Annotated in this window: 25 protein-coding genes; 16 read left to right on the top strand and 9 right to left on the bottom strand. The window is 43.4% G+C overall.

Annotation, left to right across the window (positions count from 1 at the left end):
• The first annotated feature begins 282 nt into the window (after positions 1–282).
• From C2M32_RS18800 to C2M32_RS18775, 6 genes are all read left to right on the top strand, one after another.
• Complete coding sequence (locus C2M32_RS18800) at positions 283–1,539, top strand: efflux RND transporter periplasmic adaptor subunit (RefSeq protein WP_105169836.1); 1,257 nt, start codon at positions 283–285, stop codon at positions 1,537–1,539.
• 41 nt (positions 1,540–1,580) lie between these two features.
• Positions 1,581–2,285: an ABC transporter ATP-binding protein gene (locus C2M32_RS18795; RefSeq protein ID WP_105169835.1), complete on the top strand. Its 705-nt coding sequence runs from the start codon at positions 1,581–1,583 to the stop codon at positions 2,283–2,285.
• 2 nt (positions 2,286–2,287) lie between these two features.
• Positions 2,288–3,601, top strand: a complete 1,314-nt coding sequence (locus C2M32_RS18790) for an ABC transporter permease (protein WP_105169834.1) — start codon at positions 2,288–2,290, stop codon at positions 3,599–3,601.
• 11 nt (positions 3,602–3,612) lie between these two features.
• Positions 3,613–4,818, top strand: coding sequence for an ABC transporter permease (locus tag C2M32_RS18785; RefSeq protein WP_105169833.1), 1,206 nt, complete (start codon positions 3,613–3,615; stop codon positions 4,816–4,818).
• A gap of 63 nt (positions 4,819–4,881) precedes the next feature.
• The gene (locus C2M32_RS18780) at positions 4,882–6,222 is read left to right on the top strand and encodes a sigma-54-dependent transcriptional regulator (RefSeq protein WP_105169832.1); all 1,341 of its coding nucleotides are present in this window, start codon (positions 4,882–4,884) and stop codon (positions 6,220–6,222) included.
• 1 nt (position 6,223) lies between these two features.
• Positions 6,224–7,570: a sensor histidine kinase gene (locus tag C2M32_RS18775; protein ID WP_105169831.1), complete on the top strand. Its 1,347-nt coding sequence runs from the start codon at positions 6,224–6,226 to the stop codon at positions 7,568–7,570.
• A gap of 26 nt (positions 7,571–7,596) precedes the next feature.
• On the opposite strand, the gene C2M32_RS18770 is transcribed toward C2M32_RS18775, so the two are convergent.
• From C2M32_RS18770 to C2M32_RS18755, 4 genes are all read right to left on the bottom strand, one after another.
• Positions 7,597–8,079 carry a GNAT family N-acetyltransferase gene (locus tag C2M32_RS18770; protein ID WP_105169830.1) on the bottom strand — a complete coding sequence of 161 codons (483 nt, stop codon included), beginning with the start codon at positions 8,077–8,079 and terminating at the stop codon, positions 7,597–7,599.
• A gap of 36 nt (positions 8,080–8,115) precedes the next feature.
• Positions 8,116–8,499, bottom strand: a complete 384-nt coding sequence (locus tag C2M32_RS18765; protein ID WP_105169829.1) for a hypothetical protein — start codon at positions 8,497–8,499, stop codon at positions 8,116–8,118.
• 93 nt (positions 8,500–8,592) lie between these two features.
• Positions 8,593–9,246, bottom strand: a complete 654-nt coding sequence (locus C2M32_RS18760; protein WP_234401355.1) for a 2OG-Fe(II) oxygenase — start codon at positions 9,244–9,246, stop codon at positions 8,593–8,595.
• A 55-nt stretch (positions 9,247–9,301) separates the two neighbouring features.
• Positions 9,302–9,742, bottom strand: coding sequence for a low molecular weight protein-tyrosine-phosphatase (locus tag C2M32_RS18755; protein WP_105169827.1), 441 nt, complete (start codon positions 9,740–9,742; stop codon positions 9,302–9,304).
• 263 nt (positions 9,743–10,005) lie between these two features.
• Between C2M32_RS18755 and C2M32_RS20590 the strand changes: the two genes are divergently transcribed.
• The 4 genes from C2M32_RS20590 (at position 10,006) to C2M32_RS18740 (ending at position 14,743) form a co-directional block, all read left to right on the top strand.
• Positions 10,006–10,182 (top strand): hypothetical protein, encoded by a 177-nt coding sequence (locus C2M32_RS20590; RefSeq protein ID WP_158678281.1) that lies wholly within the window; start codon positions 10,006–10,008, stop codon positions 10,180–10,182.
• Between the two features lie 256 nt (positions 10,183–10,438).
• Positions 10,439–11,134 carry a hypothetical protein gene (locus C2M32_RS18750; protein ID WP_105169826.1) on the top strand — a complete coding sequence of 232 codons (696 nt, stop codon included), beginning with the start codon at positions 10,439–10,441 and terminating at the stop codon, positions 11,132–11,134.
• 102 nt (positions 11,135–11,236) lie between these two features.
• Positions 11,237–12,148 carry a DUF4350 domain-containing protein gene (locus tag C2M32_RS18745; protein WP_234401354.1) on the top strand — a complete coding sequence of 304 codons (912 nt, stop codon included), beginning with the start codon at positions 11,237–11,239 and terminating at the stop codon, positions 12,146–12,148.
• Positions 12,149–12,499: 351 nt separating this feature from the next.
• Positions 12,500–14,743 (top strand): tetratricopeptide repeat protein, encoded by a 2,244-nt coding sequence (locus C2M32_RS18740; protein WP_105169824.1) that lies wholly within the window; start codon positions 12,500–12,502, stop codon positions 14,741–14,743.
• A 42-nt stretch (positions 14,744–14,785) separates the two neighbouring features.
• On the opposite strand, the gene hmpA is transcribed toward C2M32_RS18740, so the two are convergent.
• The 3 genes from hmpA to C2M32_RS18725 are packed head-to-tail and all read right to left on the bottom strand — an operon-like array spanning position 14,786 to position 17,406.
• Positions 14,786–15,949, bottom strand: coding sequence for an NO-inducible flavohemoprotein (hmpA, locus tag C2M32_RS18735; RefSeq protein ID WP_105169823.1), 1,164 nt, complete (start codon positions 15,947–15,949; stop codon positions 14,786–14,788).
• 18 nt (positions 15,950–15,967) lie between these two features.
• Positions 15,968–17,182: an NnrS family protein gene (locus tag C2M32_RS18730; protein ID WP_105169822.1), complete on the bottom strand. Its 1,215-nt coding sequence runs from the start codon at positions 17,180–17,182 to the stop codon at positions 15,968–15,970.
• A complete protein-coding gene (locus C2M32_RS18725; RefSeq protein WP_105169821.1) occupies positions 17,182–17,406 on the bottom strand; it encodes a hypothetical protein in 225 nt (74 codons plus the stop codon). Before C2M32_RS18725 ends, C2M32_RS18730 begins: the two co-directional genes overlap by 1 nt.
• A gap of 146 nt (positions 17,407–17,552) precedes the next feature.
• Between C2M32_RS18725 and norR the strand changes: the two genes are divergently transcribed.
• From norR to C2M32_RS18705, 4 genes are all read left to right on the top strand, one after another.
• The gene (norR, locus tag C2M32_RS18720; RefSeq protein ID WP_105169820.1) at positions 17,553–19,130 is read left to right on the top strand and encodes a nitric oxide reductase transcriptional regulator NorR; all 1,578 of its coding nucleotides are present in this window, start codon (positions 17,553–17,555) and stop codon (positions 19,128–19,130) included.
• A gap of 251 nt (positions 19,131–19,381) precedes the next feature.
• A complete protein-coding gene (bfr, locus tag C2M32_RS18715; RefSeq protein ID WP_105169819.1) occupies positions 19,382–19,852 on the top strand; it encodes a bacterioferritin in 471 nt (156 codons plus the stop codon).
• Between the two features lie 4 nt (positions 19,853–19,856).
• Positions 19,857–20,342, top strand: a complete 486-nt coding sequence (gene bfr, locus C2M32_RS18710; protein ID WP_105169818.1) for a bacterioferritin — start codon at positions 19,857–19,859, stop codon at positions 20,340–20,342.
• Between the two features lie 265 nt (positions 20,343–20,607).
• Complete coding sequence (locus C2M32_RS18705) at positions 20,608–20,979, top strand: hypothetical protein (protein ID WP_105169817.1); 372 nt, start codon at positions 20,608–20,610, stop codon at positions 20,977–20,979.
• 52 nt (positions 20,980–21,031) lie between these two features.
• On the opposite strand, the gene bla is transcribed toward C2M32_RS18705, so the two are convergent.
• Entirely contained in the window at positions 21,032–21,757 is a 726-nt protein-coding gene (gene bla, locus C2M32_RS18700) for a subclass B1 metallo-beta-lactamase (protein ID WP_105169816.1), read from the bottom strand.
• A 230-nt stretch (positions 21,758–21,987) separates the two neighbouring features.
• Here bla and C2M32_RS18695 point away from each other — a divergent pair, with 230 nt between their 5' ends.
• Positions 21,988–22,587: a TetR/AcrR family transcriptional regulator gene (locus C2M32_RS18695; RefSeq protein WP_105169815.1), complete on the top strand. Its 600-nt coding sequence runs from the start codon at positions 21,988–21,990 to the stop codon at positions 22,585–22,587.
• On the top strand, positions 22,577–23,431 hold the full coding sequence (locus tag C2M32_RS18690; protein ID WP_105169814.1) for an alpha/beta fold hydrolase: 855 nt from the start codon (positions 22,577–22,579) through the stop codon (positions 23,429–23,431). The genes C2M32_RS18695 and C2M32_RS18690 overlap by 11 nt, the downstream gene beginning before the upstream one ends.
• 67 nt (positions 23,432–23,498) lie before the next feature.
• Here the strand turns inward: C2M32_RS18690 and C2M32_RS18685 are convergent, their stop codons facing one another.
• Positions 23,499–25,481 (bottom strand): hypothetical protein, encoded by a 1,983-nt coding sequence (locus tag C2M32_RS18685; RefSeq protein WP_105169813.1) that lies wholly within the window; start codon positions 25,479–25,481, stop codon positions 23,499–23,501.
• Between the last annotated feature and the right edge of the window lie 10 nt (positions 25,482–25,491).

Genomic DNA, 25,491 nt, shown 5'->3' with positions numbered 1-25,491 from the left:
TGGAGCGTAACTGTTTTCAATACCTCTAATGCGGGCGCATGACCTGTCCGCAGCGGACACTTTTTGTGTCCGTGGACACTTTTCTTTGATAATTATTAATTTAAGTGACTGTTTTTATTTATATAAATAGTTGGCATGTAAATCGAATAGTGAGTAACAGTACAGTTAATAAGGGTTAGGTATGTTGCTATATGTATTTTTCTTACTGTCTCCGAGTATCGTTCTGTTGGGTGCTTGGTTGATTACCCTATTTGAAGTAAAACTCAGTCATTGAGGCGAATTATGATTAAAGATACCAGTGGACAGGATCAGGTAGTTAAAAAAAATAAACGTTTTGGCAAACCCGTTTTGGCGGCAGTAGGCATGATGGTAGCCGTCGCAGCGTCAGCCGCTCTGATGAGAGGGCCTTCAAGTGCAGACTTGTCAGTGCAAAAAGACGAATTAAAAATTGCCAAAGTAGAACGTGGCGACTTTGTTAGGGACATAGCGACCACTGGGCGGATTGTGGCCGCGAATGCACCGCGTATTTACGCGACCGAACAAGGTGTGATCACGCTACTTGTTAAAGCGGGAGACAAAGTTACCAAGGGCCAACCTGTGGCAACGGTTGATAGCCCTGAGCTGCAAAATGCCTTGCAGCAGCAGAATTCAGAGTTACAGCGTTTATATGGTGAGTTGGAGCGTAAAAAGCTTGAAGCAAGAAGGCAAACGTTGAGTCTCAATAAAACGCTGGACTTGGCACAAGTCGAGCTCAATGCAGCCTTGCGAGAGAATCGTCGAGCACAGTTATCAATCGAGAAACGCTTAATAAGCCAAATAGACCTAGAAAAAGCGGTCGATGATTTGGCGCGTGCAAAGTTGAATTTTAAACATGCGCAAAAAGAAGTTGCGCTTGCGAAAGACACACTGGCGTTTGAGCTAAAATCGGCACAAAGCACGGTGTCGCGTCAGCAATTGGTCGTTGATGAACTACAGCGCAAAGTACACAACCTCGATATTGAAGCCAGTGTCTCGGGTATTGTGGGAAATATGTTAGTTGAGCCTCAAGCCTTGGTCGCAAAGAATCAAGCTGTGATGACCTTGGTTGATTTAAGCGCATTTGAAGCCGAGCTACAGGTCAGTGAAAGTTACGCCAATGAGTTAGGGCTTGGTATGCAGGTAATGCTCAAAATCGGCAGTTACGAGGTGATTGGGGAACTCAGCGCTATATCACCAGAAGTAAATCAAAGAGAAGTGACAACTCGGGTCAGATTCTCTCAGCAAGGCCTAAGTGGGATCAGGCAAAATCAGCGCATATCGGCACGCATTCTCTTGGAAAATAAGTCTGATGTTTTGATGGTTAAGCGTGGTGCCTTTATGCAAGAAGGCGGCTCGGTTGCATACCTAGTTTCTGACGGTCAGGCACAAAGAATAGATATTGCAACTGGCGCAATGAGCATTTCAGAGGTGGAAGTGCTGAGCGGCCTTAAAGAAAACGATCAAATTGTTATTTCTAGTTACACACCATTTAAACACGCTGAACGTGTTATGTTGCGCTAAGCAATGCATGTTAGCCCAAATATATTGAAAGGAACAACGTCATGTTAACAATGAATAAAATAAACAAAATATATCAAACTGATATGGTACAAACACATGCATTGCGAGATTTTGATCTGCAAGTTAATGAAGGTGAGTTTATTGCCGTTACAGGGCCTTCTGGTTCAGGAAAAACCACCTTTTTAAACATCGCAGGTATGCTAGAGCCATTTTCTTCTGGCCAGTACCTGTTGGACGGCGTTGATGTTGGTCGCTTGAATGATAATCAACGTGCGGATCTTAGAAATCAGAAAATTGGTTATATATTTCAGGGTTTTAATTTAATTCCTGATTTGAATCTATTTGAAAATATTGAAGTACCGCTGCGTTACAGAGGCATCAAGGCTGCTGAGCGTAAACGTCGTGTTGAGCAGCGTTTAGAGCAAGTGGGTTTGGCCAGTCGCGCGAAACATTTACCACAGCAACTATCAGGTGGTCAGCAACAGCGTGTTGCAATTGCTCGAGCCTTAGCAGGGGAGCCAAGATTTTTATTGGCCGATGAGCCGACGGGGAACCTTGATAGCCTCATGGCGCGTCAGGTAATGGAATTACTTGAGCAAATCAACCGTGAAGGCGCAACGATTGTGATGGTTACTCACGACCCAGAACTTGCCCGCAGAGCACCGCGTAATATTCAAGTGGTGGATGGACAATTGGCAGATTTTACTCTTTACCAAGGTAATCCAGCCGCAGCAGTGGGAGCGTAACGATGTTGTTTCATTACTTAGATTTAAGTTGGCGTAGCTTTAAGCGCACACCCATGGTGAGTGTACTTATGGTGCTGGCCATCGCAATTGGAATAGGTGTTACAATGACGAGTCTGTCCGTGTACTACATGATGTCGAAAGACCCAATTCCTAGTAAAAGCAAGCAGCTACACCATGTGCAATTGCAAACAATGAATGATGGTAATACCTATTGGTCAAAAGATGATGTACCTTTTCAGGTCACATATCAGGATGCGATGAATTTGCTCAATGCCCCGTTGCCCTATGAACGCACCGCGATGTATAAGTCAGGATTTTCGGTACATCTGGACAATGATCAGATAAAGCCATTCAAAGAACCAACTCGTTTGACTACAAAAGATATTTTTCAGATGTTTGATTTGCAGTTTTTGTATGGCGGCGCTTGGACACAACAACAGCAGGATGACATTGCGCCCGTCGTGGTTATTTCTAAGCGTATCAACGATAAGCTTTTTAATGGTGAAAACTCAGTAGGGCAATCCCTCTATTTGGATGACATGAGAGTACAAGTCGTTGGTATTATTGAAGATTGGGATATGTCAGTGAAATTCTATGATCTCAACAATGGGTCATTCCAACCATCGGAGGGTATTTTTATTCCAATTACAATGGGGCCAGCCAATGAAATCATCACTTGGGGTAACACCAATGGTTGGAAGAATGAAAGTGACAGAACATTTTCGGACCTACTGGTGTCCGAGAGTCTGTGGCTACAGTTTTGGGTTGAGCTTGAGAATGCGCAAGAAAAAGCCGATTTTGAGCAGTTTTTAATGAATTACATGATTCAGCAACAAAGTTTAGGCCGTTTTAACCGCGAAAAATTAACCGCCAATGTTTTCAACGTAATGGAGTTGATGGAGTATCGAGGCGTGGTAAAAGAAGATAATAAGATCATGGTAACGCTGAGTTTTATGTTCTTAGCGGTCTGTGTCGCGAATATTCTGTCGCTGTTGCTGGCTAAGTTCTTACGTCGAGCGCCAGAGGTTGGCGTGCGCAGAGCGTTAGGTGCATCTAAATGGCAGGTGTTTTATCAGCATCTAGTCGAAGTGTCTTTGCTTGGTTTGTTTGGCGGGCTATTGGGGATTGTGATTGCACAGTTAGGTTTGTGGGGAGTGAGAGCCAGTAATGGGTCGTACAATGCGATTGCTAATATGGATTTAAACATGCTGCTTGCCGCCCCCACCATTGCGATTGTCGCGTGTATTATAGCGGGGTTATATCCAGCTTGGCTGGTATGTAGAACAACTCCTGCCGTTTACTTAAAAACCCAATAAGGAGCGCTGTTATGTCAGAACTTAAGCCAATATTTAATGCCCTGCGTCGCTCCAAGGTTGGGGCCATCCTGTTGCTGCTACAGATTGCGATTACAACCGCAATTGTGAGTAACTCGACTTTTATTATTAAAGAGAAAATCGCCTATTTAGATCAGCCAACAGGTTATGCAGAGCAGGATATTTTTAGTTTTGAGGTGATGTCTTTTGGTAAAGATACCAATTTTAAACTGCAGGCAGAACTGGATGAGCAAGCCTTACGGCAAATACCAGGCGTTGTAGATGCAGTGATGATTGATTCTGTGCCACTGAGTGGCAGCGGCTCTTCTAGCACTTTTCGTTTGCGCCCAACCGGTGAGAAAAGCAAGGGTGAACAAGCCAATGTGTTTCAAGGTGATGAACATGTTTTAAACACCTTTGGTGTAAAGGTGCTTGAGGGTAGAAACTTCTATGAATCTGAAGTGATGGTTACGGATAACTATGATCAATATCCAAATATTGCCTTGATCACTAAAGCATTGGCAGATAGCTTGTTTCCAGATGGAGACGCCCTTGGTAAGTCAATCTATCGGGGGGATTTCCCAGTAAAAATCATCGGTATTACTGATATGATGAAAGGCCCTTGGTTAAGCTCAGAAAGAAAAGATCGCTCTGTTATTACACCCTTTGTTTTGGCGCGAAAACTTACGCAGTTTATGGTGCGCACTGAACCCGGTAGACGTGCAGAAGTGATGCAACAAATCGAACCGCTTATGTTGCAACTCGACGGTAAACGTGTGGTCGAGAATATAAAGGGCTTAGAACAAGTAAAAGATGGCTTCGTTGCTCCAGATAAGCTGACTATGCGTATGCTATTGGTCATGGTGGTGGTACTGACTTTGATCACTGCGTTGGGTATTTTTGGCTTAACCATGTTCAATATCAATAAACGCACTAAACAGGTAGGCACTCGGCGGGCGCTTGGCGCACGTAAATCGCATATTATTAACTACTTCTTGGTAGAAAGCGTGATGATATGTATCGGTGGCTTGGTACTGGGCGCCGTGCTTGCTATTTTACTGGGGCAGCAGCTAATGCAGCATTACTCTATTGCTAAGCTACCCTTGTTATATGTTGGTTTTACCGCACTCGGTGTGTTGCTCATAAGCGTGTGTTCGGTCATCGGCCCAGCACAACGTGCGGCAAATATTTCTCCGAGCGTGGCTACGCGAACCATCTAACTGATTTTCAACCATTTGTGCTACACTGCCTTTGGTGTAGCACATTGAAGTATAAATAATAATATGGAAAAGATACTCATCGTTGACGACAATGTTGCCATTTTGGAAGCATTGTCCTTATTGCTGGAAATTCACGGCTACAGTGTAGTGCTTGCGCAAACGCCCTTTGAAGCAGAACAGGTTGTTAGGTATCAGCAAATTAGCTTGGTTTTGCAAGATATGAACTTCTCCAGTGATACTACCTCCGGTGAAGAAGGTAAAACGCTGTTTTATCGTCTTAGGGAGATTAACCCTCATTTACCCATCATCTTAATTACCGCATGGACGGAATTAGAAACCGCTATTGAGTTGGTTAAGGCAGGCGCTGCTGATTACGTTGGCAAACCTTGGGATGATCAAAAGTTACTCACCAGTATTGGCAATCTGATTGAACTGGGTAAAACGCGGCAAAGCAATGCAAAATTTGAACGCCAACAGCAAGAGCGTAACGCATCCAAGCAAGATGCAGATTTAGCGGGATTGGTATACGCCAGCACTGCCATGGAGCGCATTGTTGATATGGCGTTACAGCTAGCAAAATCTGATGTTTCAGTGCTGATTACCGGCCCCAATGGCAGTGGCAAAGAACGTATTGCAGAGATCATTGTTGCCAACTCACCATTAAAAAATAAGCCCTTTATTAAGGTCAATGCAGGCGCGTTGCCTCATGACTTAATAGAAGCCGAATTGTTTGGTGCCGAAGCGGGTGCGTATACTGGTGCGAATAAGCAGCGCATGGGACGTTTTGAAGCTGCCGATGGGGGGACTTTATTTCTAGATGAGATTGGTAACTTACCGCTATCGGGTCAAATGAAATTGTTACGTGTATTGCAAACAGGTGAGTTTGAACGTTTGGGCTCAGTACAAACTCGCAAAGTCAATGTTCGTGTTATCTCCGCTACGAACTCTAATTTAATGCAAGACATTCAAGCTGGCCGCTTTCGCGAGGATCTCTACTATCGACTCAATGTGATTGAATTGAAATTGCCGCCATTGGCGCAGCGTCCAGACGACATCATTCCTTTGGTAAATCACTTTTTACCTGAGCGAACTATATCACATACTGCGCAGTGCGCTTTGCAGGCTTATAGTTGGCCAGGAAACGTACGTGAACTAGAAAATGCCTGTAAGCGGGCGGGGGTACTCAAGCGTGAAGGTGAATTGCATGAGCAAGATTTTGTGCTTGATTATGCTGTTGACGCTGCGCCTGGAAGTGCCTCGACAACCAAGCGTGAACCCTCCAAAGAAGAGCTAGAACGTGCTATGCATAGTTATCACGGGGTGATAGCAAAAGTAGCCCGCCATTTTGGCCTCACACGGCAAGCTCTTTACCGACGTTTGCAGAAATTCGATATAGAGTATTAGTATGCAAGTACAAAAACCATGGTTATCTTTGGTAGGCAAAATAAAACTCACGGTGATGTTGGTTCTCACAGTGAGTTTGTTGGCGGTTTTTATCGTTTTGCAAATTCCTTGGAGCCAAGGGGTTTTTATTTTGGGGGTGGCTTTAATACTCTCTACTTTAGTTACTTCCTTGATATGTGCGTCAATTGAAAAAGGTTTGGATGCGCTGGAGCTTGGTTTACAAAATTTCAAAGATGGCGAGTTTTCTAACCAGTTGGTTTATCACCGTGCAGATCAGCTTGGCTGGTTATGTACTTTGTACAACCAAACAGCGGAACAACTACGTAAAGAAAAGCAATGGATCCATCAAAGGGAGCTAATGCTCGATAAGGTGTTAGAAAGCTCTCCTCAGGCATTGTTATTGATAAACAGTAATAATGTGGTGGTGTTTAGCAACTTAAGTGCTCGCAATCTGCTGTCATCGAAAACCCGCATTGAAGGCATGAGTTTGTCACAAGCATTTGAAAATGCTCCCACAGAACTACAGCAGGCGATTCAGCTTGGTCAAGATGGCTTGTTTAACATACACAATACAGCCGAAGAAGCACAAACTTGGCATCTGGCGACTGGTCAGTTTTTGCTTAATAATCAACAGCATAAATTATTTATATTAAAACAATTAACGCGTGAACTAAATCGTCAGGAAGTGGCGGTTTGGAAAAAAGTGATCCGTATTATCAGTCACGAACTGAATAACTCGCTTGGTCCTATGTCATCCATGTTACACAGCGGACAAATACTATCACAAGGGCTTGACGAACCAAGATTACAACGGGTGTTCGCGACAATTGAAGAACGCATAAAACATTTAACGGCGTTCGTACAAGGATATGGTAAGTTTGCTAAGTTGCCGCCGCCAAAGTTAGAACAAATAGACTGGCCTAGCCTTATCAATGAACTTGCTCAGCAATGGCAGTTTATCGCGCCGAGCAGTTATCCATCAACGCCTTGTTATGCAGACAACATGCAGTTGCAACAGTTGCTGATTAATCTGCTTAAAAATGCTCATGAATCAGGCTCTAGTGTAGATGAAATACACTTAGCCATCGAGTCACACAGAGAAGGCGTTGTTGTGAGTGTAACCGACGGTGGGCAAGGCATGAGTGAGCAAGTTATGGCGAATGCTTTGGTACCATTTTATTCAACTAAAGCGGCGGGTAGTGGTCTTGGCTTAGCTTTATGTCGAGAAATCGTTGAAGCGCATCATGGTTACTTAAGTTTGCACAATGTGTATCACCAAACAGAGGTAGCGGGGCTACAAGTTAAGGTGTTCTTACCTTATTACTCATCAAGTAACACCACAAAGTGATGACTAGTCAGTTTGTAACTGGATTGCTAATCCAGCAGTTTGTGCATGATGTGACTGTCAATATACCCTAACTGTGGGTGTTTGTAGGCTTTGGGAATGGTGCCGATGATTTCGTAACCCAACTTCTTCCACAGCCTGATAGCTCCCTCATTTGAGCTGACAACGCTGTTAAACTGCATGGCTTTAAAGCCAAGATTTTTAGCAACTTGTTGTGAGTGTTCACAGAGCGTTTGCGCTATTCCCTGTCCACGGGCGGCTGCACTTACCATATAACCACAATTGCAAATATGGCTACTTGGGCCCATGGCATTGGCTTTGAGGTAATAGGTGCCTAATACTTCGTCATCGACTTTGAACGCGAATGCTTTGAGTGGTGTTTGACACCACACTTGGTAAGCTTGCTTCATGCTCATGTCTGGGTCAAACGCATAGGTTTGTTGCGCTTTTATGATGGACTCAAAAGTTGGCCAAAATAAAGCAAAATCTTGTTTTGTCATTTCTGTGATCATGGGTTTACCTTACAACTATATGAGCATAAGTAAATCTCAGCGACGTTCTATTTCAGAGAGTTCGTTGGGTTCACCATCTTGCGTGGATGTAGTGCTATCTTGCTTGGATTGAACGTTAGTCTTTTGCTCACTCAAAGGGTTACAGTTTTTATTCTTTTCCTGCCAATGTACCACGTTTTGAATGAGTACTATACTCCCTGAGACCACCAGACTTGCAGCACTGACAACGCCAGCTCCGACTAGGTACATTCCACATTTTGACCCGCTACAACTAGCTAAACGTGTTGTATTTTCACTATCTAGTACCGCTTTTTTGGCGTAGATTTGGCACCGGTTATCAAAATATGAGACTTCTTTTGGCATAAATACGCAGCCAGAAGTTAAAGTTATTACGGTGACACATAAGAGTATCCGTTTCATATCATGCTCCATGCACGTTTTACTTTGGGAGCATGATATGTTTGTTAGACCAGATGTGAAAGTAAAAAAGTGTAGCGTTTTTAGGTGCTAATATTATTGAGGGGGGTCGATGTTGCCACCGACACTGGTATTCACTCTAAACCAGCCCGCAATCGAATAGCGTGCTTTTTTGGCAGGCAATACTTCATGTGGAAACTCATCACTGAGAAAGGTGACTAACGTGCCATAATTCGGAGTCACAATTTGTAATATCTCATCGTCATTATGTGGGTCGTATATCACCAATTCGCCGCCATCACCCTCTTGCCAGCTTGGATTTAAATACAATACGGTTGAAAGAACTCGGTTTGCTTCGCCTTTAAATGCGTCTAGATGCTTTTTATAAAATGCACCCGGTTCATAGTGAGCAAAGTGACATTCATAACTAAACAGTCCTAAAAATAGGCGACGATTCAAATAGACTTTTAAGTCCTGCATATAGCTCAAAAACAGCGATTCGTGGGCGTCGCTGGTCTCTAACCAGTGGATTTTATCGCGGCGAACTTGCTCATTTTTCATGTGCTCTTCTTGGCGACCAATGCCGGCTCTATGAAAGTCTTGTTGAGATAAAATGTCGAGTCTTTCGGTAAGCGCTAGAAGGGCGGGTTCTTGTAAATCTAAACTTTGAATACTGACACCATGAACCTGCAGGTCTAGTGCGATTTGCTCAAATAAATTGCTTGATGTTGCCAAAGGGGTCGCTCTCAAAAACGGGGCGATATATTTACCATAAGACCCCGCTTGTGGCGAGAAAAATCAACGCTTATTTAGAGTTTTTTTTAAGTTCACTAATCAACTGGTCACAGGCGCTTTCTATGAGGTCCAGTACGGTTTCAAAACCATCGCCGCTGCCATAATATGGATCTGGGATTTCGTCGTATTGCGCATCTATAAAACTAAGAAATAACATAACTTTATGTTGATGTTGGGGAGGGCAAAGTGCCAATAAGTCAGCAAGGTTGGCCCTATCCGCGGCTAGGATCAAATCAAAATCGGTGAAGTCTTGAGGTTTCACTTGTCTGGCTGTCATACCGCTAAAGTCGTATCCGCGCTTTTTCCCCGCTGCTACACTGCGTTTATCGGGAGGGTTGCCTTGATGGTAGGCGATGGTGCCAGCCGAGTCGACGGTAATGTCCAGCTGTGCCTCTGCGAGTTTGTGTTTGAGCACCGCTTCACCGGTGGGGGAGCGGCAGATGTTGCCCATGCAAACACCAGTATCTTCTTTAGCGTGTCGGATAAAACAACCTTACTCATCAGAGATGCCCCTTCTTATTGCTCAACTCATTCATTTTTAAGCAATCTAACATACTCGAATAGTAAATACATAATGATGCTTAAGATTTAAATAACGACATACATGTATTACACCTCTTGCCAACTGCAAGTTATGTCGGGCTGATTTTTGAGCGTTTCTTCTTATTATGGGGGGTCTGCAATTTTTCAGGCTTTTTTCAAAAGGAATAATTCATGAAATTAAAACTCAATAAGAAGAAAATTAAAAATTTGTCGAACGACTCACATAAGTTACAACAGGAAATGACACCACAGGTTGCTGGTGGTATTTATTACAGTCGAGCAGGTCAATTTGGTTGTGGTAGTTGGATGTTCTGTGAGCTGCCTACAGAAGCAAAAAATAAAATGTAGGATGTTGACGTTGGCTGGCGCGTAAGCCAGCCATTTAACACCGTTGCTCACGGTTTTTAAGGCTATCAAGTTCTTGTTGTAACTAAAATGCACCAGCAAGCAGTGGTTGCATTCCTTCCCCATTGATCAGGTAAACTACAATATCAGGCCTCAGCACAGTCAGAGTACTGTTTTGAATATTGATTTAAATAGCTAATTAAGCCATGTTGTGGGTAACTTTTGATACCCGCTTTTAGGTCAGGAATAACCTACTACAATGACATTGACAACAAGGGATCTCACCCAAACGAAACAGTGGTTAACTCAGGTTCAGCGCAGTGATATATCAAACATCATCGCGGCAAGCTTTGCCAACATTGCGCCTGAGCAATATCTTGCCAAATATTTTGATAGCGACGAGCCTTTTGAGCGCAAACTGCGTTTGTATTATGCTGATAATAAACTAGTTGGATACTGTTTATTGACCTTCAGTCATGAGCTTGATATCACCGTTATTGGCGCATCTGCGGCGTTTTTACCTTACTATCGTAATGGTGGTAACACTTTTGTATTTTCAATCATGCATAGTGTTCTTTGCTGGTTGAAAAGGCCATGGCGCAAGCATTATTACGCCGATACCATGCTCAGCCCCGCGATGTATCGTGCGATTGCCAAGAAAACAGCCACAATTTGGCCACACTTTGCGCATCCAGCTCCAGCTGGAATATTTGAAAAATTTAACTCAGGCGGAGAGGTGAGTGTTGCTAACTCGCTACGTTGTTTGGTATCAGTGAATAGAACCAGCAATTATTCACCGCAGGAATTAGAGACACTTAAAAATAGTGATAAAGCAGAGATCAAATACTACTGCCAAGTGAACCCCGAATTTAATAAAGGCAAAGCGCTGTTTGTGATCATTCCTATTAACTTGACGCAGGTACTGAAAACCTTGTGGAAAAATTTGCTTAACTAAGGCGCACATAAAAAGGCGCTTACAAAAATACACATAAAACTGTTTTTCGCTAAAAGCGCGATACGCTATGGTAGTGCCCTTAAAGAATAAAAGGACATTATCGTGGCGATATTAAAACAGTTACTGTTTGGTGTATTGATATTTAACCTAGTTGGTTGTAACAGCGATGATGGCTTACCTCAGCAGGCTGACTCTGACTTTAATCCCAAAAATACCACTGTTACCTTTAATGATGAACAAAGCCCCGTGGTGGTACTTGACCAAGCTCACTATAACTTTCATACCGCAACGGGACGTTACAAGCCGTTTGCTCAGGTCTTAAAGAGTGACGGTTACACACTCAAGCAAGGTAAAAAAGCCTTTACCTCTGACAATTTAAAAGGTGTTGATGTGCTGGTCATAGCCAATGCACTGCACAAAGATAATAGTCGTAACTGGGATGGCCCATTTCACAGCGCGTTTACGCAAAAAGAAGTGGATACTTTACAGCTTTGGGTGAAGCAAGGTGGCGCTTTGCTGCTAATTGCTGACCATATACCCTTTCCCAAAGCGATTGAACCACTGGCACAGGCCTTTGGGTTTGAGTTTGTGAATGGTCATGTACAGGAAGTCACCTATAACACCGATAACCAATTACTAAAACGTCACGAGATCACCGATGGACCTGTGGCATCAAAACAAATAAGCCAAGTCAGGACCTTGGGTGGCGACGCGTTCAAAGCGCCTGATAACGCAGTGTCTTTGTTACAACTGCCCCAAGGTGCGTGGGCGCTGGTGCCTGACAAACCGCTCGCTATCAATCAAGATACCAAAAAGCAGGCGATCGGCGGCTGGTCTCAGGGCGCGGTATTAGAACTGGGCAAAGGTCGAGTTGCGGTGTTCGCAGAAGCGGCGATGTTTACCTCGCAAGTTTACTTACCAACCGGTAAAAAAATGGGGTTTGTATCTCCAGAAGCTGAGCAAAACGAGCAGTTTTTACTGAATGTGATGCATTGGTTGTCTGGTACGCGCTAGCATTTAACAATAAACCTTTTTATCTAGGCTGATATGTTTGCCTATCAGCTTCATACCGATTCAATCTTGGGCTTCTAACAACGCTGAAACTCCCGTTTCAGACATCACCGGTGTATTCTAGGAAGGAAGCTAAACCTGTTAATTATGACAGTTGTCAAGGCCCTTTACATGCAAGATAATGAAGCGTTAAAGCCTCAGGCGGGAGGTTTGGTGTTTGAATGGCTAATAATAAACGACAGGCAAAATATGTATTTGAGTGTTATATCTGGTGCATAGATAATAATTACGTTAAATTTACTGAGCTTTTATCAACTTATTTGAGAAATAAAGCCAATTAGATAAGGATCTTCAATGCGTACTTTTTTGTTGCTTGTTTTTTTGTTGTTGCTCTCACTCCCAGAAAAGGGCATGGCAAATAACCCTGTGGTGCAGCAACCAAGCACTACATCAACATCCATAAATTTAACTTCAGCACAAACCGACGCACTGCGAGAACAACTGGTCGAGGTGCGTATTCAACTAGGGCGGCTTGATGAACAACTCAAGTTGCAACAAATACAAGGGAGTGATGTAAAAGCCTTGCAAAGCGCTCAACAAGGTTTAAAAACGCAACTGGCCAATCTACAAACTCAGTTTACAGAACAAGAGAAAAACCATAACACCCGCATCAATGGCTTTGATAGCAGAACGTCGGATTTAAAAGATTCGATTGATTGGTGGTTTACCGTACTAACCCTGTTTATCGCGCTTATAGGTTTTGTTGTTTACAAGCAAAGTAAAAAAGAAGCGCTGAATGTTGCCGAAGAGAAAATGGATGCGTTTATTGAAGAACATACTGAGCAAATAATAGATAAAGCTAAGAATGTGGTAGAAGCGCGCTTAAAGGAGGCTGACTCGTCGGTTGCAGAACTTAAGCAATATATTGATGAAGCACATCGACTTCTTCAAGAAAAGCAGCAGGAAATAGATGAAGCCTTTGAAAATGTGCAGCAATCTATTGTAGAGAAAACAGAGCCAGATCCAGAGTCGTTGCGCATCATTGAGCGCAGTACTCGAAAAGTGAGTAAAGAGCAGGCAACCGTCGAGGAGTTATTTAAGCTTGCCTCGGTAAGTTATGGTAAGAAAGACTACCAACAAGCCTTAGAGCTATTTAACAAAGCAATTGCAGCTGCAAAGAATCAAGATGTTGACGATGTATTGTTTGCCAGAGTGTTACTAAATAAAGCATTTACCCTTCATAAACTTAAAAAGCTGGAAGATGAGATAGAAACCTATAATGCTTTAATTTCGCGTTTTAAATCTTCAAATCGTACTCATACTGATAAGCTCGTTTCCATCGCCATGTTTAATAAAGGTGTGACGTTGGGTGGACTAAAGTTATTAACGGAAGCTATTGACGATTATGAGCAGCTTATTACCCGTTTTGAAAATTCAAACAACGAAGAAGTCCTGCAACGAGTTGCTATGGCCATGTTTAATAAAGGAATAACTCAAGGCCAGCTCGAAATGCATGAGCAGGCAATCGACACTTATGATGCACTCATCACCCGTTTTGACAATTCAGACAATGAAGAAATCCTGCAACAAGTTGCTATGGCCATGTTAAACAAAGGAGTCGCTCAGGGACGGCTCGAAATGCATGAGCAGGCAATTGACACTTATGAGCAGTTAATCACCGGTTTTGACAATTTAGACAATGAAGAAGTCCTACAACAAATTGCTATGGCCATGTTAAACAAAGGACTAACTCAAGGTCAGCGCGAAATGCATGAGCAGGCAATCGACACTTATGATGCACTCATCACCCGTTTTGACAATTCAGACAATAAAGACATTGAACTACGTGTCGTGAAGGCTATGTGTAATAAAGGAGCCGCTCAGGGACGGCTTAAAATGCATGAGAAAGAAATCCACACTTATGAGCAGCTTATTACCCGTTTTGAAAATTCAGACAACAAAGAAGTCCTGCAACAAGTTGCTATAGCCATGTTTAATAAAGGAATAACTCAAGGTCAGCGCGAAATGCATGAGCAGGCAATCGACACTTATGATGCACTCATCAGCCGTTTTGGAAATTCAAACAACGAAGACATTCAACTATGTGTCGTGAAGGCCATGTTAAACAAAGGAATAACTCAGGGACGGCTTGGGAAGCTGGATGCAGCAATTCAGAGTTTTGATTTGCTATTTGCTCAGTATAAAGACTCACAAAACGAGCAGATAAGCAGCGTGTTAGCTAATATGCTAGCTAATGTAGCCGAAATAGCACTATTACATGAGCCGCCTGAACAGGTGCGTGAGCGTATTGAACGAGCACAGCATTATATCACGAACAAACAATATTTAGCCGTTTTGGCGTTTATTCAATATCTACTAGATGATGTATCCATTGCAAGTGTTTTTACCGCTATTACTGCTACCCCTACAGATACGAAACTTACTTGGCAGTTTGCTGAAATTCGCACTTATCTTGAACAATTTGAAGGTGAAAAACAGAGCCATATTCAGGCTGTGGTGGCGTTTTTTGAACAGCACCAAGACGTTAAAACCTTGGCTGCTGCACTTGGGCTGGATGATAGCGATGATGCAGCCTAAGTAGGGCGGCGCAAAAGCGCCACCCATTAACTTGATGAGCGCTTACAGACTCTCATGTGGCCCAAACACCTCATATAAAATTCGCTCTGGCGCGACGCCCTGCGCCAGCAACTGCTGCTTAATCGCCGCCATAAACGCGCTGGGGCCACACAGATAAAACTCGCCATGTTCATAGGGGAGTGACAGCGCACTGTGTTGTAACTCGATTCGACCGGTTTTATCACTGCCCTCGCTGTGCTCATACCAGACTTCTTTGGTCACGTTTGAATGCTGCGCTGCAAGCTGCTCAATGTCTTGTTTAAAACTGTGCTGGGACGGGTCAACACAGGCATGAATGAATGACAGACGAGCTTCAGTTTCATTTGTTAGTGCTTGCTCTAACATCGCCATCATGGGAGTTATGCCCACGCCTGCGCTAACAAACACCTTGTCATTCGTGGTGTTTTTCAGCACAAAATCCCCAGCGGGTGGGTAAAGGGTTAAGGTATCGCCAACAGCCAATTGGTGTAGATAAGTTGAGACTAACCCCTCACGTTTAACGCTAATGCGATAATGGTCATGTTTAGGCGATTGTGACAGTGAGTATTGGCGAATTTGCGTATGCTCACTTTGTGAAGGCGTCACGCTCACAGCGATAAACTGACCTGCTTGGTAGTGGCTGATAGCACGCTCATCGCAAGGCTTAAGGTAAAAGCTTTTCACGTTTTCTGATTCTTGTACAAGTTTGGCAATTACAAACTCACGACCATTTCGCCACCCCCCGTGTTGTTGCTCAACCGTGCGATAAAGCCCTTCTTCTTGGGTGATAAACAAATCCGCCAAAAAACCATAGGCTTCACGCCATGCTTGTTCAATCTCTGGTGTAAATTGCTCAGGTGCGAGTTCTTTAAGAGTTTCAATAAGGTGGTGCCCAACAATGTCATAATGCTCGGCCTGAATATTTAAACTCACATGTTTATGATTAATACGGCCGATGGCATCTTGTAAAACCTGTGGGTTATCAATATGCGTTGCGTAGGCGGCGATGGCATTAAACAGCGCGAATTGTTGCTTACCCGTGTGCTGATTGGTCATATTAAAAATGTTTTTCAGCTCAGGGTTGTGTGAAAACATGCGCTGATAAAAGTGAGCAGTCACAGCTGTGCCTGCGTCACTTAACAAAGGAACGGTGCTTTTAACCAACGAAATAGTACGTTCAGATAACATATAAACTCCAAATAAAAATTAACCACGACGACCATCGACACGCTTTTGCGTGAGCACGGTAAAGTAGTAACGAACAAATAAGGTAAAACCAGCACACCACAGCGCAGCGCTGTACAGCCAAGCCTGGTGTGGGTTTATCAAACTAGGGAAAAATGCGCGGCATATCGCTGCCAAAGCAATCGCGATAAAAGCAACGCTGATAGCGTGTTGGACTTGCAATGGCCGACCAGTGTGACCCAAGGACACTCGCGCCATCATGGCGATAATGAGCAAGCCAATACCGCCAAGCGTGATTAAATGCAGCGCATCGGTAAAGGCAATAATGGGGTTGAAAAAGCTGGCAGCCAGCAGTAGTAAACCTGTAGCACTGAGGGCATAACCAAGGTGTAAAGACCAGAGTAATGGCACGGTGAATACTCGGTAGTCAAACCACAGTACACTGCGGGTGATATGTAACAAAGCTGCAAGGCCAAGCAAATAACCGGGATTAAGCGCAAGTTTAAATACTTCGCTGAGTACAAACCCAGCTACGCCAAAGAGGCTCACCCAAAGCAATAGACGGTCAAGTTTCGGTGATCGCACCTGCGTATCAAGCGCTAAACCTCGCGCGGTAAAAAATGGGATCACTCGACCACCGATGACGCCTATCAGTGCCATAAACATCAATACCGCCACTTGGCTAAACGAGCGTGCGAGTGCAAAGTCACCTTGCTCAATTAATAATAAAAACAGTGAGTTGAATGTACAAAGTGCTGCAAGAATGAAGATAAATACATAATTATTCTTAGATTTGGCACGCAGTAACATGGTGCTTAGACAAGCGATAGCGGCGAGCCAAAAGGCCAGTTGCCCCATCAGTACCAACCAAACAAGGTTTGGCTGAACAAAAAATATGGCGCGGGTAAGGCACCAAATTACCACCAAAAGACCCAGTTTGTAGCCACTAACACTTGGTACATTGGTCCAGTTCTGCGCGGCGGTAAGCAAAAACCCAGTGGCCACAGCGCCAGCAAAGGCAAAGATCATTTCGTGGGCATGCCAAAGTGTTGCGGGTGTGTCGGCGCGCCAACTAAGAACGCCAGCTAACATTGCGGCCCAAAGTGCGATACTTAGCACAGACCAAATAGCCGCACATAAAAACATCGGTCGAAACGCTAGCATCAATATAGGCCAATGTTGTATTTGATACCATTTGTACTCAGCGATAGGTTCAATCAAGTTGATGGGGCGCATTACTTCACCTCCATGCCTAATTGATACTGGCAAACACAGCGCACAACATAACTGAGTTTAAACAGTGCTGCGATGATGATACTTGAGATATGCAGCGCTATCTGCGTAGGTAACGCAAAATATGGTGCCAAGGGGTAGCTGGCCAGCACGCTGGCACTAAAACACAGCGCCAGCAATACGAGTGTGACATTAGCGGCTTTGAGCACAAAAGTGGCATCTTGCATAAGTAAATACTTCTAGAGATTAACAGTACTTAGCTATTGCAGACTCTATGCCAAACTAAAAGTTGTTTTATTTCAATGCTTTAAGTATTTCGTGTTTGCGGTTTGAGTCAATTTGACATATCTTTATTTGTGGCCAAATAAACTAAATGGGTCTTTTTGACTTGAATCCACAAACGCTTTCTCAATTATTCACCCTGAGTATGACCCTAACCCGTGCTCAGCCTTCACACACATCACATTCAGTGAATGGCTTTTACAGTGCGCTGATCCAAGCGGTTAAAGCGTGTATCAACGCGGATGCAGTGGCCTTGTTACTCAATCAAAACGGAATGTTGACGCCTGTGGCACTAGCAGGCTTGACGCGAGATACGTTTGGCCGTCGCTTTGAGCTTGGCGCGCATCCAAGGCTTGAGGCAATCAGCAAAGCGCGTGGCCCAGTTCGGTTTGATGAACATAGCGACTTACCAGATCCTTACGATGGCTTGTTGTTGGCAACAGAAGGAGATATGCCTGTGCATTCTTGTATGGGTATGGCGCTGTTTGATGACCAACAATTACTCGGGTTATTAACTTTTGATAGTTTGACCATCGGCAGTTTTGATGGTTTTAGTGACTCATTTTTACAGCACATCAATGATATCGTAAATGAGCAACTTAAGTGTGTGCTCTACGGTGAGCAATTACTTAGAAAGGCACAGCACGGTAATGCCTTGATGACCGCCTTAAATCAAGCAACTCACGACATGGTGGGGCAAAGCGAGTGCATGAATGTGCTAAACAATGATGTGCAACTGGTGGCTAGCTCAGATTTCACGGTATTGGTTTTAGGTGAAACAGGCACAGGTAAAGAGCTGGTTGCGCGCAATATTCATAAGGCCTCACAACGAGCGGAACAGGCTTTTGTGCAAGTCAATTGCGCCTCGTTACCCGAAAATTTGGCAGAGAGTGAGTTTTTTGGTCATCGCAAGGGGGCGTTTACGGGCGCTGATAAGCATCGAGAAGGCAAATTTATGCTGGCTGATGGGGGGACAATTTTTCTAGATGAGATAGGTGAGTTACCACTGAGCATTCAAAGCAAGTTACTAAGAGTACTGCAAAGTGGAGAAATTCAACCTGTAGGGGCAGATCAAACACAACAGGTTAATGTGCGAGTAATAGCCGCAACCAATCGTGATCTCAAACAAGAAGTGATTGATGGTCGGTTTCGTGCAGATTTATACCACCGTTTAAGTGTTTATCCTATTAGTGTTCCACCACTAAGAGCTCGACGTGAAGACATCTCTTTGTTAGCGGGGTTTTTTATTGAACAGGTAAGAAAAAAGCTTGGGATTAAACAACTTACCATGCATAGTCAATTATCAAAGTTGCTGATGAACTACGATTGGCCGGGTAACATACGCGAACTTGAACATGTGATCAGTCGCAGTGCGCTCAAGGCCAAGCAGGCGCAGTGGCCCACGGAGATCATTTGTATCGAACCTGAGCATTGCGAACTCCATGTGTCAAATTCAGTCAATACACAGCAGAGGATCAAAGAGCAAATTAGCGTCGATATTAAACCTCTAAAACAAGCCGTAGATGAATTTCAGCGTCAACGGATCGTTCAAGCGCTGGAAGCAAATAGCCTCAACTGGTCAGCAACAGCCAGAGCATTACAGTTAGACAGGGCCAATCTGGTACGTTTAGCTAAGCGATTAAATATCCAAGTGAAAAAGCATCTGTGAGTTAAGCTAGAAGTATACTTCGCGAGACGCACAAACTTGCATCGCGTGTGGCTTGCTACTAGCTTTAAATCACTACGAAAAAAGCATTGCAATTGTAACTGCAATTCACAATGTGAATCACTCTCAATAATGTTATAAGTCATTTATTTTAAAAGAATATATTAAATTTCTATTTAGTTCGAATCGGTCTTGCGTTGTGTTCGTTTTCGACTAGGTTTATGGGGCGTGTGTTTGTTTTTTTAGGGGGCCCCATGCAGGGTAATAAGCAAGTTTTAAATGTATTAAATCGAATACTGACGTTAGAGCTCACCTCAATCAACCAGTATTTTCTTCATGCCCGCATGTATAAAAACTGGGGCTTAGAGGAGTTAAACGAAAAAGCCTACAAAAAGTCCATCAAAGACATGAAACAAGCTGACGACTTAATTGAGCGTATTTTGTTTTTGGAAGGGCTACCCAATCTACAACATCTTGAAAAGCTGCGCATTGGTGAGCATTGCGAAGAAATGCTCAGCTGTGATCTGGCCTTTGAGATGGAGCAAATTCCAGAGCTAAAGTCAGCCATTGCTTTGTGTGAGCAAGAACACGATTACGTGAGCCGTGAGCTACTTGAAGATATTCTAGAGTACGAAGAAGAGTATGTAGACTGGATTGAAGCGCAGCAATATCTGATCAAACACACAGGCATTGAAAATTATCTGCAATCGCAGATTGAGGAGTAAAAGCATGCAAGGTAGTAAAAAGATTATTGATTTGCTCAACCAGCAGCTGACACTTGAATTGACCTCAATGGACCAATATTTGGCGCATTCAAAAATGTATGAAGATTGGGGGATTGGCAAATTGGGTCACAAGTTGGCACACGAGTATGACGAAGAGCTAGATCATGCAAAAAACATCATTGAGCGTATTCTATTCTTAGAAGGCACACCCGATACGGCTAGTAGAAAACCCATTCATGTGGGTGATAATGTGCAGCAAATGCTAGAAAACGACTTGGCTGCGGAGATGACGGTAGCTGCTAGTTTAAAAAGTATCATTACTGAGTGTGAAAAAGAAAAAGACTATGTCACGCGTGAGATGCTTGAAAAGCTGTTAGATGATACCGAAATGGATCATATATACTGGCTTGAGCAACATTTAGGTCTTATCAAACTGGTTGGTTTGCCCAATTATATCCAAAGTCAAATGGGCGGAGGTTCTCCCGATTAACCCGTAAATGTAACAAGTACCTTTGTATGGTGTGTGCACCATACCTATCTAAAAGCAGTCAATTATGGCTGCTTTTTTCTTGCTAAAAACAACACTGGGATCATGACATCAGCTGAAATAATGGGGACGAATAGTTTATTTTTCTCGAATAAGTTTGATGAAAAAAATTATCTACAAAACTTGCATTGTTTTCATCCTTTGTCTATTCGTTATGTTGCAACAAAGTTGCATTAAGAATAACTAAGTTTTAATACAAGGAAACAAAATGAAAACAACATTAAAAGCGATGACTGTAATTGCGGGTACTCTATTTGCAGGTTCTGCATTGGCAACTACGTTAGTGTGTGATGTATACCCTAAATCTGGCGGTAACTCATTTGCAAATGGCACTAAAAATTGTGGTGCATTTGACTACTCATTTGGCAATTCGACATCGGGTAAGTTCTATCTAAGCAACATCTCTAAGCCGATTCAAGAAGTTCGTTGGGAAGGAAAGGCAAACTGTAGCGGCGGTACAAGCTGTAACGCAACCATCAGAGCGTACTCACAAAATAGTGCTTCAGCGCTTATCCTATACAAAGATGGTACATGGGAAAGAACCAATACTGCGAATGCTTGGTATGAAACCGGCTACTAGTATATACGTTTAAGTTATAGCGGTAGTCTAGAGGCTGCCGCTTTATAGCTTGCTAGTGTGTGCGGTGCGCTTGTTTGCTGACTAATTTTGCCGTATGCGCTAATAAACTCACATCGCCAATTTTTCCATGCCCAGGCACCACTTGCTTAATCTCTGGATATTTCTTTAGTACGTTATTGATTGATATGGACCAACTGTCGATAGATGCATCTGCAATATTGCCCAAACTGGTACTCTCAAGACTCTTAACAAAGCAACCGCCAAATAACATTTTCTGCTGTGCAAACCAGACCACAATATTATCTGAACTGTGACCTGCGCCGGGCGCGAATATTTCAATTGTACCATTGGCTATCGTTAGGCTTTGGTCTGAATAGCTAATATTTGACTGTGGCAGGTTTTGTTTGGCCAACAAAGAATTGGTGAGCGTACTTGCATAGGTGTCGATGCCTACTTCGTTTAAATACGCAATACCGTTGCTGGCATCTTGGTGAAAATGGCTGATCACAGCCGCTTTGGGAGTTAGTCCTTGTGCTTTTATCCAAGCAACTAATTGTTTTGTATCTGCAATAGTCCACGGTGTATCAATAATATAAGCGTCTTGTTCAATTACAGCTACGAGGCCATTTGCTGCAACGCGTCCCCACGGTGGTACATCGAGATAGGAAATATGTTGATAGATATTTTTTGTTATAGGATGCATTTCAAGTGTTGTTGACTCAACATTGGCCTGCAGCATAAACGGTAGAAGTAACACAAAAAGGATTATTTTTTTCATAGTAAGTTGCTACGTTTAACTGTGAACATGGATGTTAATCTTATTAATATCAGCTGTATAGGTATTTTAATGCGTAAACTTATTTGTGAAGTATTGCATTTTTTGCGCGCCTGAAACCCTACTGCACGATGTCTGAATATACCCAGAGTGAAAAAGTTGGGCACAGATAGTTGCAACAGGAGAGTTTTGTTGTATTATAAAAACGAACGTTCGTTCTATTTTGGTGTGGTATGGGAAAAGGTAAGCAAACTAAGCAGCAGGTGCTAGCAACGGCATTGAATATTGCCACAGCGACCAGTTTAAATGATTTGACCATAGGTGGCTTGGCTGCTGCCACTGGTATGTCTAAATCAGGGCTGTTTGCCCACTTCAACTCGAAAGAGAATTTGCAATTGGCTGTATTAGAACATGCAAAAGCTATTTTTGTGGAAACGGTGATAAAGCCTGTAGATGAAAATCTTTCTGCGTTAGCTAAATTGCTAAAAACCTGTGAGCTTTGGCAGAGTTGGTATCAAGAACAAGCCTGTACTTGCATCTTTATCTCAGCAGCGGTGGAGTTTGACGATCAACCTGGCGCTGTGCGTGATTCAGTCAAAGCACAACTACAAAGCTGGATCAGTTATTTAAATCGGCTCGTCGCTGATGCGATTACACAGCAACAACTGAGTGAAAAAACGGACGCAAAGCAGTTCACTTATGAACTGTATTCTCTTTATTTGGGATCACAGCATATGGCTTGGGTTGGCCTTGAAGATGAGAGTCATTCAAGGTTTAACCAAGCATTAAAACAATTGGTTGAGCGCCATCAAGGAGCACAGTATGAGCAGTAAAATCTATTTTTCAGACAAATCAGGTGCAAAACCGCTCAGTTATTACGGTATTAAAGCCTTGTCTAGTACAGTTGCCCGTATAGCTCCTACGGTTGGCAAAAAATTTGCGCGTCGTCTATTACTGACGCCTGTGCGTCATCGCTCAAAAGTGAGCAAACCGCAAGGTATGTCAGATTATACAATTAATACTCAATTCGAAGCGCTACATGTGTATGAGATTGGGCAAGGTCCTGTTGTGTTATTCACACACGGTTGGTCTGGTAGTGCCAGTCAGTTTTATCCATTGATGGAAAAGGTTGCCGCGATTGGTTATAAAGCGGTGGCATTTGATCATTATGCTCATGGCATGAGCGCAGGAAGAGAGGCAAATTTACCGCTGTTTATTCGTGCCATTGATGCGGTGAAAAAGCATCTAAATGTGGAAGTTCATGCCGCGATTAGTCATTCAATGGGGTGTGTTGCGGCACTGAATATTCTCGATCCTCGCTCGCATATTTTGATTGCCCCACCATTTGATTTTTACAATGGCTTTGAGCAACGCATTTTATCCACGGGTATATCTAAGACTTTGTTTAAAAGTGTGATTCACTCTGTTGAGCAACAGCACCAAATGCGTTTTGCAAGCCTACTGCCAGAGTTACATTTAGCAAAACACGACAATATGTTGATCATCCATGATGTGCAAGACCGATTCGCGCTTTATGACAACACCCAGACGGTAGTAAAGCAATATCCTCATGTACAGTTATTGAGCACTCAGGGGCTTGGGCATGGGCGGATCATTAATGACGAACAAACATGGCAATCAGTGCAAAAGCAGTTACAAAAAATAGCAGCACAATAATGATGAGTAGAGTGATAGTGTTTCACTATCACTCTAAAGACGGACGTCATTTAGCTGCTGATGTATGTCACATTTGAGTTCGATAATATCCCGCGACCATACCTTGACTAAATAGTTGACCATTGAGATAGGTATCTTGTGTTAGGCGACCATAATTGGCGCTACTGAGCTTAATGCGCGCGGCCATTTCCATGCTGGCTTGTGCTTGGAAAGGGTCTGTCACTGGAGGGTCACCGACGAAACTAGTGAACCATGGAAACCAGCTGTTATCTTGAGCGCTTACGCTCAGATTAGGGTAATAATTTCCACCTTGCCAGCGATCGAAAGTCAGGTTCGTTAGTGAAAATAACCCAAATCCAGTTTGCGTCATACAGGCATTGGCAGCTTGGTATTCTGGGTAGCCGGAGCTTGCCGCAAAGTGGTTGCACACGTTATGTGGCAAGTTGCTACTATTAGCGGCTTGATATTCCACCTCTCTAAACATTACCGGTTGAGCAGGGTTGCCCGCAGGATAAATAATGTTGGCGGCAACAGGTGAGCCCCAGCGGTAATGATACATGGCAATTGCCAGTGCTAACTCTTCTTTACTGGTCGCAATATTATCGGGATGCGTCCATGTACCACCGGGATCTACGGGATTACCGCCATCTTTAAAAATGACGCCATGTTGATTAGCTTCTAACTGATTCATCAGGTTGGGAGTGGTGTTATCAACCACAGTAACGGGGATCATGGTGCTATTTGCAGGCGTGTATGTCAGAGTTGGGTTGTTTAGGGCTTTCCAACATAGTAATCCGTAGCCATAGCCGCTTGTGATCATAGGACACCCGCCCATAGCAGTAGCAGACTGATTGGTAACATAACTATGGCTGGTTGATTTAGCAGCCGCTTCCCCAGTACCGACAAGAATGCCCCATTGCTCAGATTTTATGGTCGCGTAGGGGAGTTCAGACTCAGGTAGATAAATAGTAGTAGCAGAAACTACACTAAGCGCGTGATCCAATTCCAGCAGTTGGGTGGCTACCATCGGGCCTGTATGTGTTTGGGGGTATTGGCTGATAATAGTTTGCGATATAGGGCGTGGCTCAGTATATTTGGATGTCACTCCCAGTACTAATAGTGCATCGCTGCCGATATGGCTACTAATAATTTGTTCTAAACCTAGCTTTTCCAATGGCATTGCGGCTTGTACATTCGCTGTATGGTCGGCAAGTAATAGCGAATCATCTTGGCCTAGTAGCCAGTGATCATCACCGAGTCCATGGACTTGTGTATTGTGAAAAAAATATTGTTCATGAAGCAAACCTTGATGCATCGTGATAATACTGTCTTGGTTTAGTCTGAAACTTGATTGTAGTAACGCGTCTTGATGATGGTTTTTGTCGGGGGCCCGGTATTGACCTATTAAGGTGGTCAACTCTAGTTTTACAGCATCTTCGCTACTATTAATTTCCCAGCCTCCAGCTTGAATTGGTGAGAACTTGGCGCTGGAATAACGCCCGTCTTTGTCAATATTGAAGGCTTGCCAAGTGGTAGAACACTGAGAAGTACATGTTTTGGATGTGCGATTTAAAGAGGCGCTATCTTCACTTACGATTGTATTGTAGTCATCGCTGAACTCGAAGTGTAAAGATGCAGGTTGCTGCGTCACTTGTAGTGTAAAAGTTATCCGCCTTTGGTTACCACTGGCATATAGCGTGCCTTGAGTGTCATGGCCAAGATTGAGTTGTGAATAAGTATTTTGCTTATTCACGCTACCGGCCTGACCCGCAAAACTAGGGTGGTAATGGCGCTCATCAAACGAATTGATGGTTTCTAAGCCATTGAATTTAATAGTTTGTATGCAAGAAGCGTCAGAACAAGTTTGTAACTCAATAAGTGGTGCTTGATAGTTTAAAGAATACCAAGGAGAGAGTGCTTGGTAATTGTCTCCCTGTGCGAAAAATAAGATAGGCAACGTCGTTGCATCAAAGTTTCGTGCTTTTGCAGGTGTTACCACTGAAACCAGTAAGGCAATATGGGCCAATACGGTTATTGTTAACTGTTTCATGATTATTCCT

It is taken from the genome of Pseudoalteromonas sp. T1lg23B, from assembly GCF_002964665.1.
Lineage (GTDB): Bacteria > Pseudomonadota > Gammaproteobacteria > Enterobacterales > Alteromonadaceae > Pseudoalteromonas.
The sequence above is the reverse complement of the archived record's forward strand: the minus strand, read 5'-3'. Positions and strand labels throughout refer to the sequence as shown.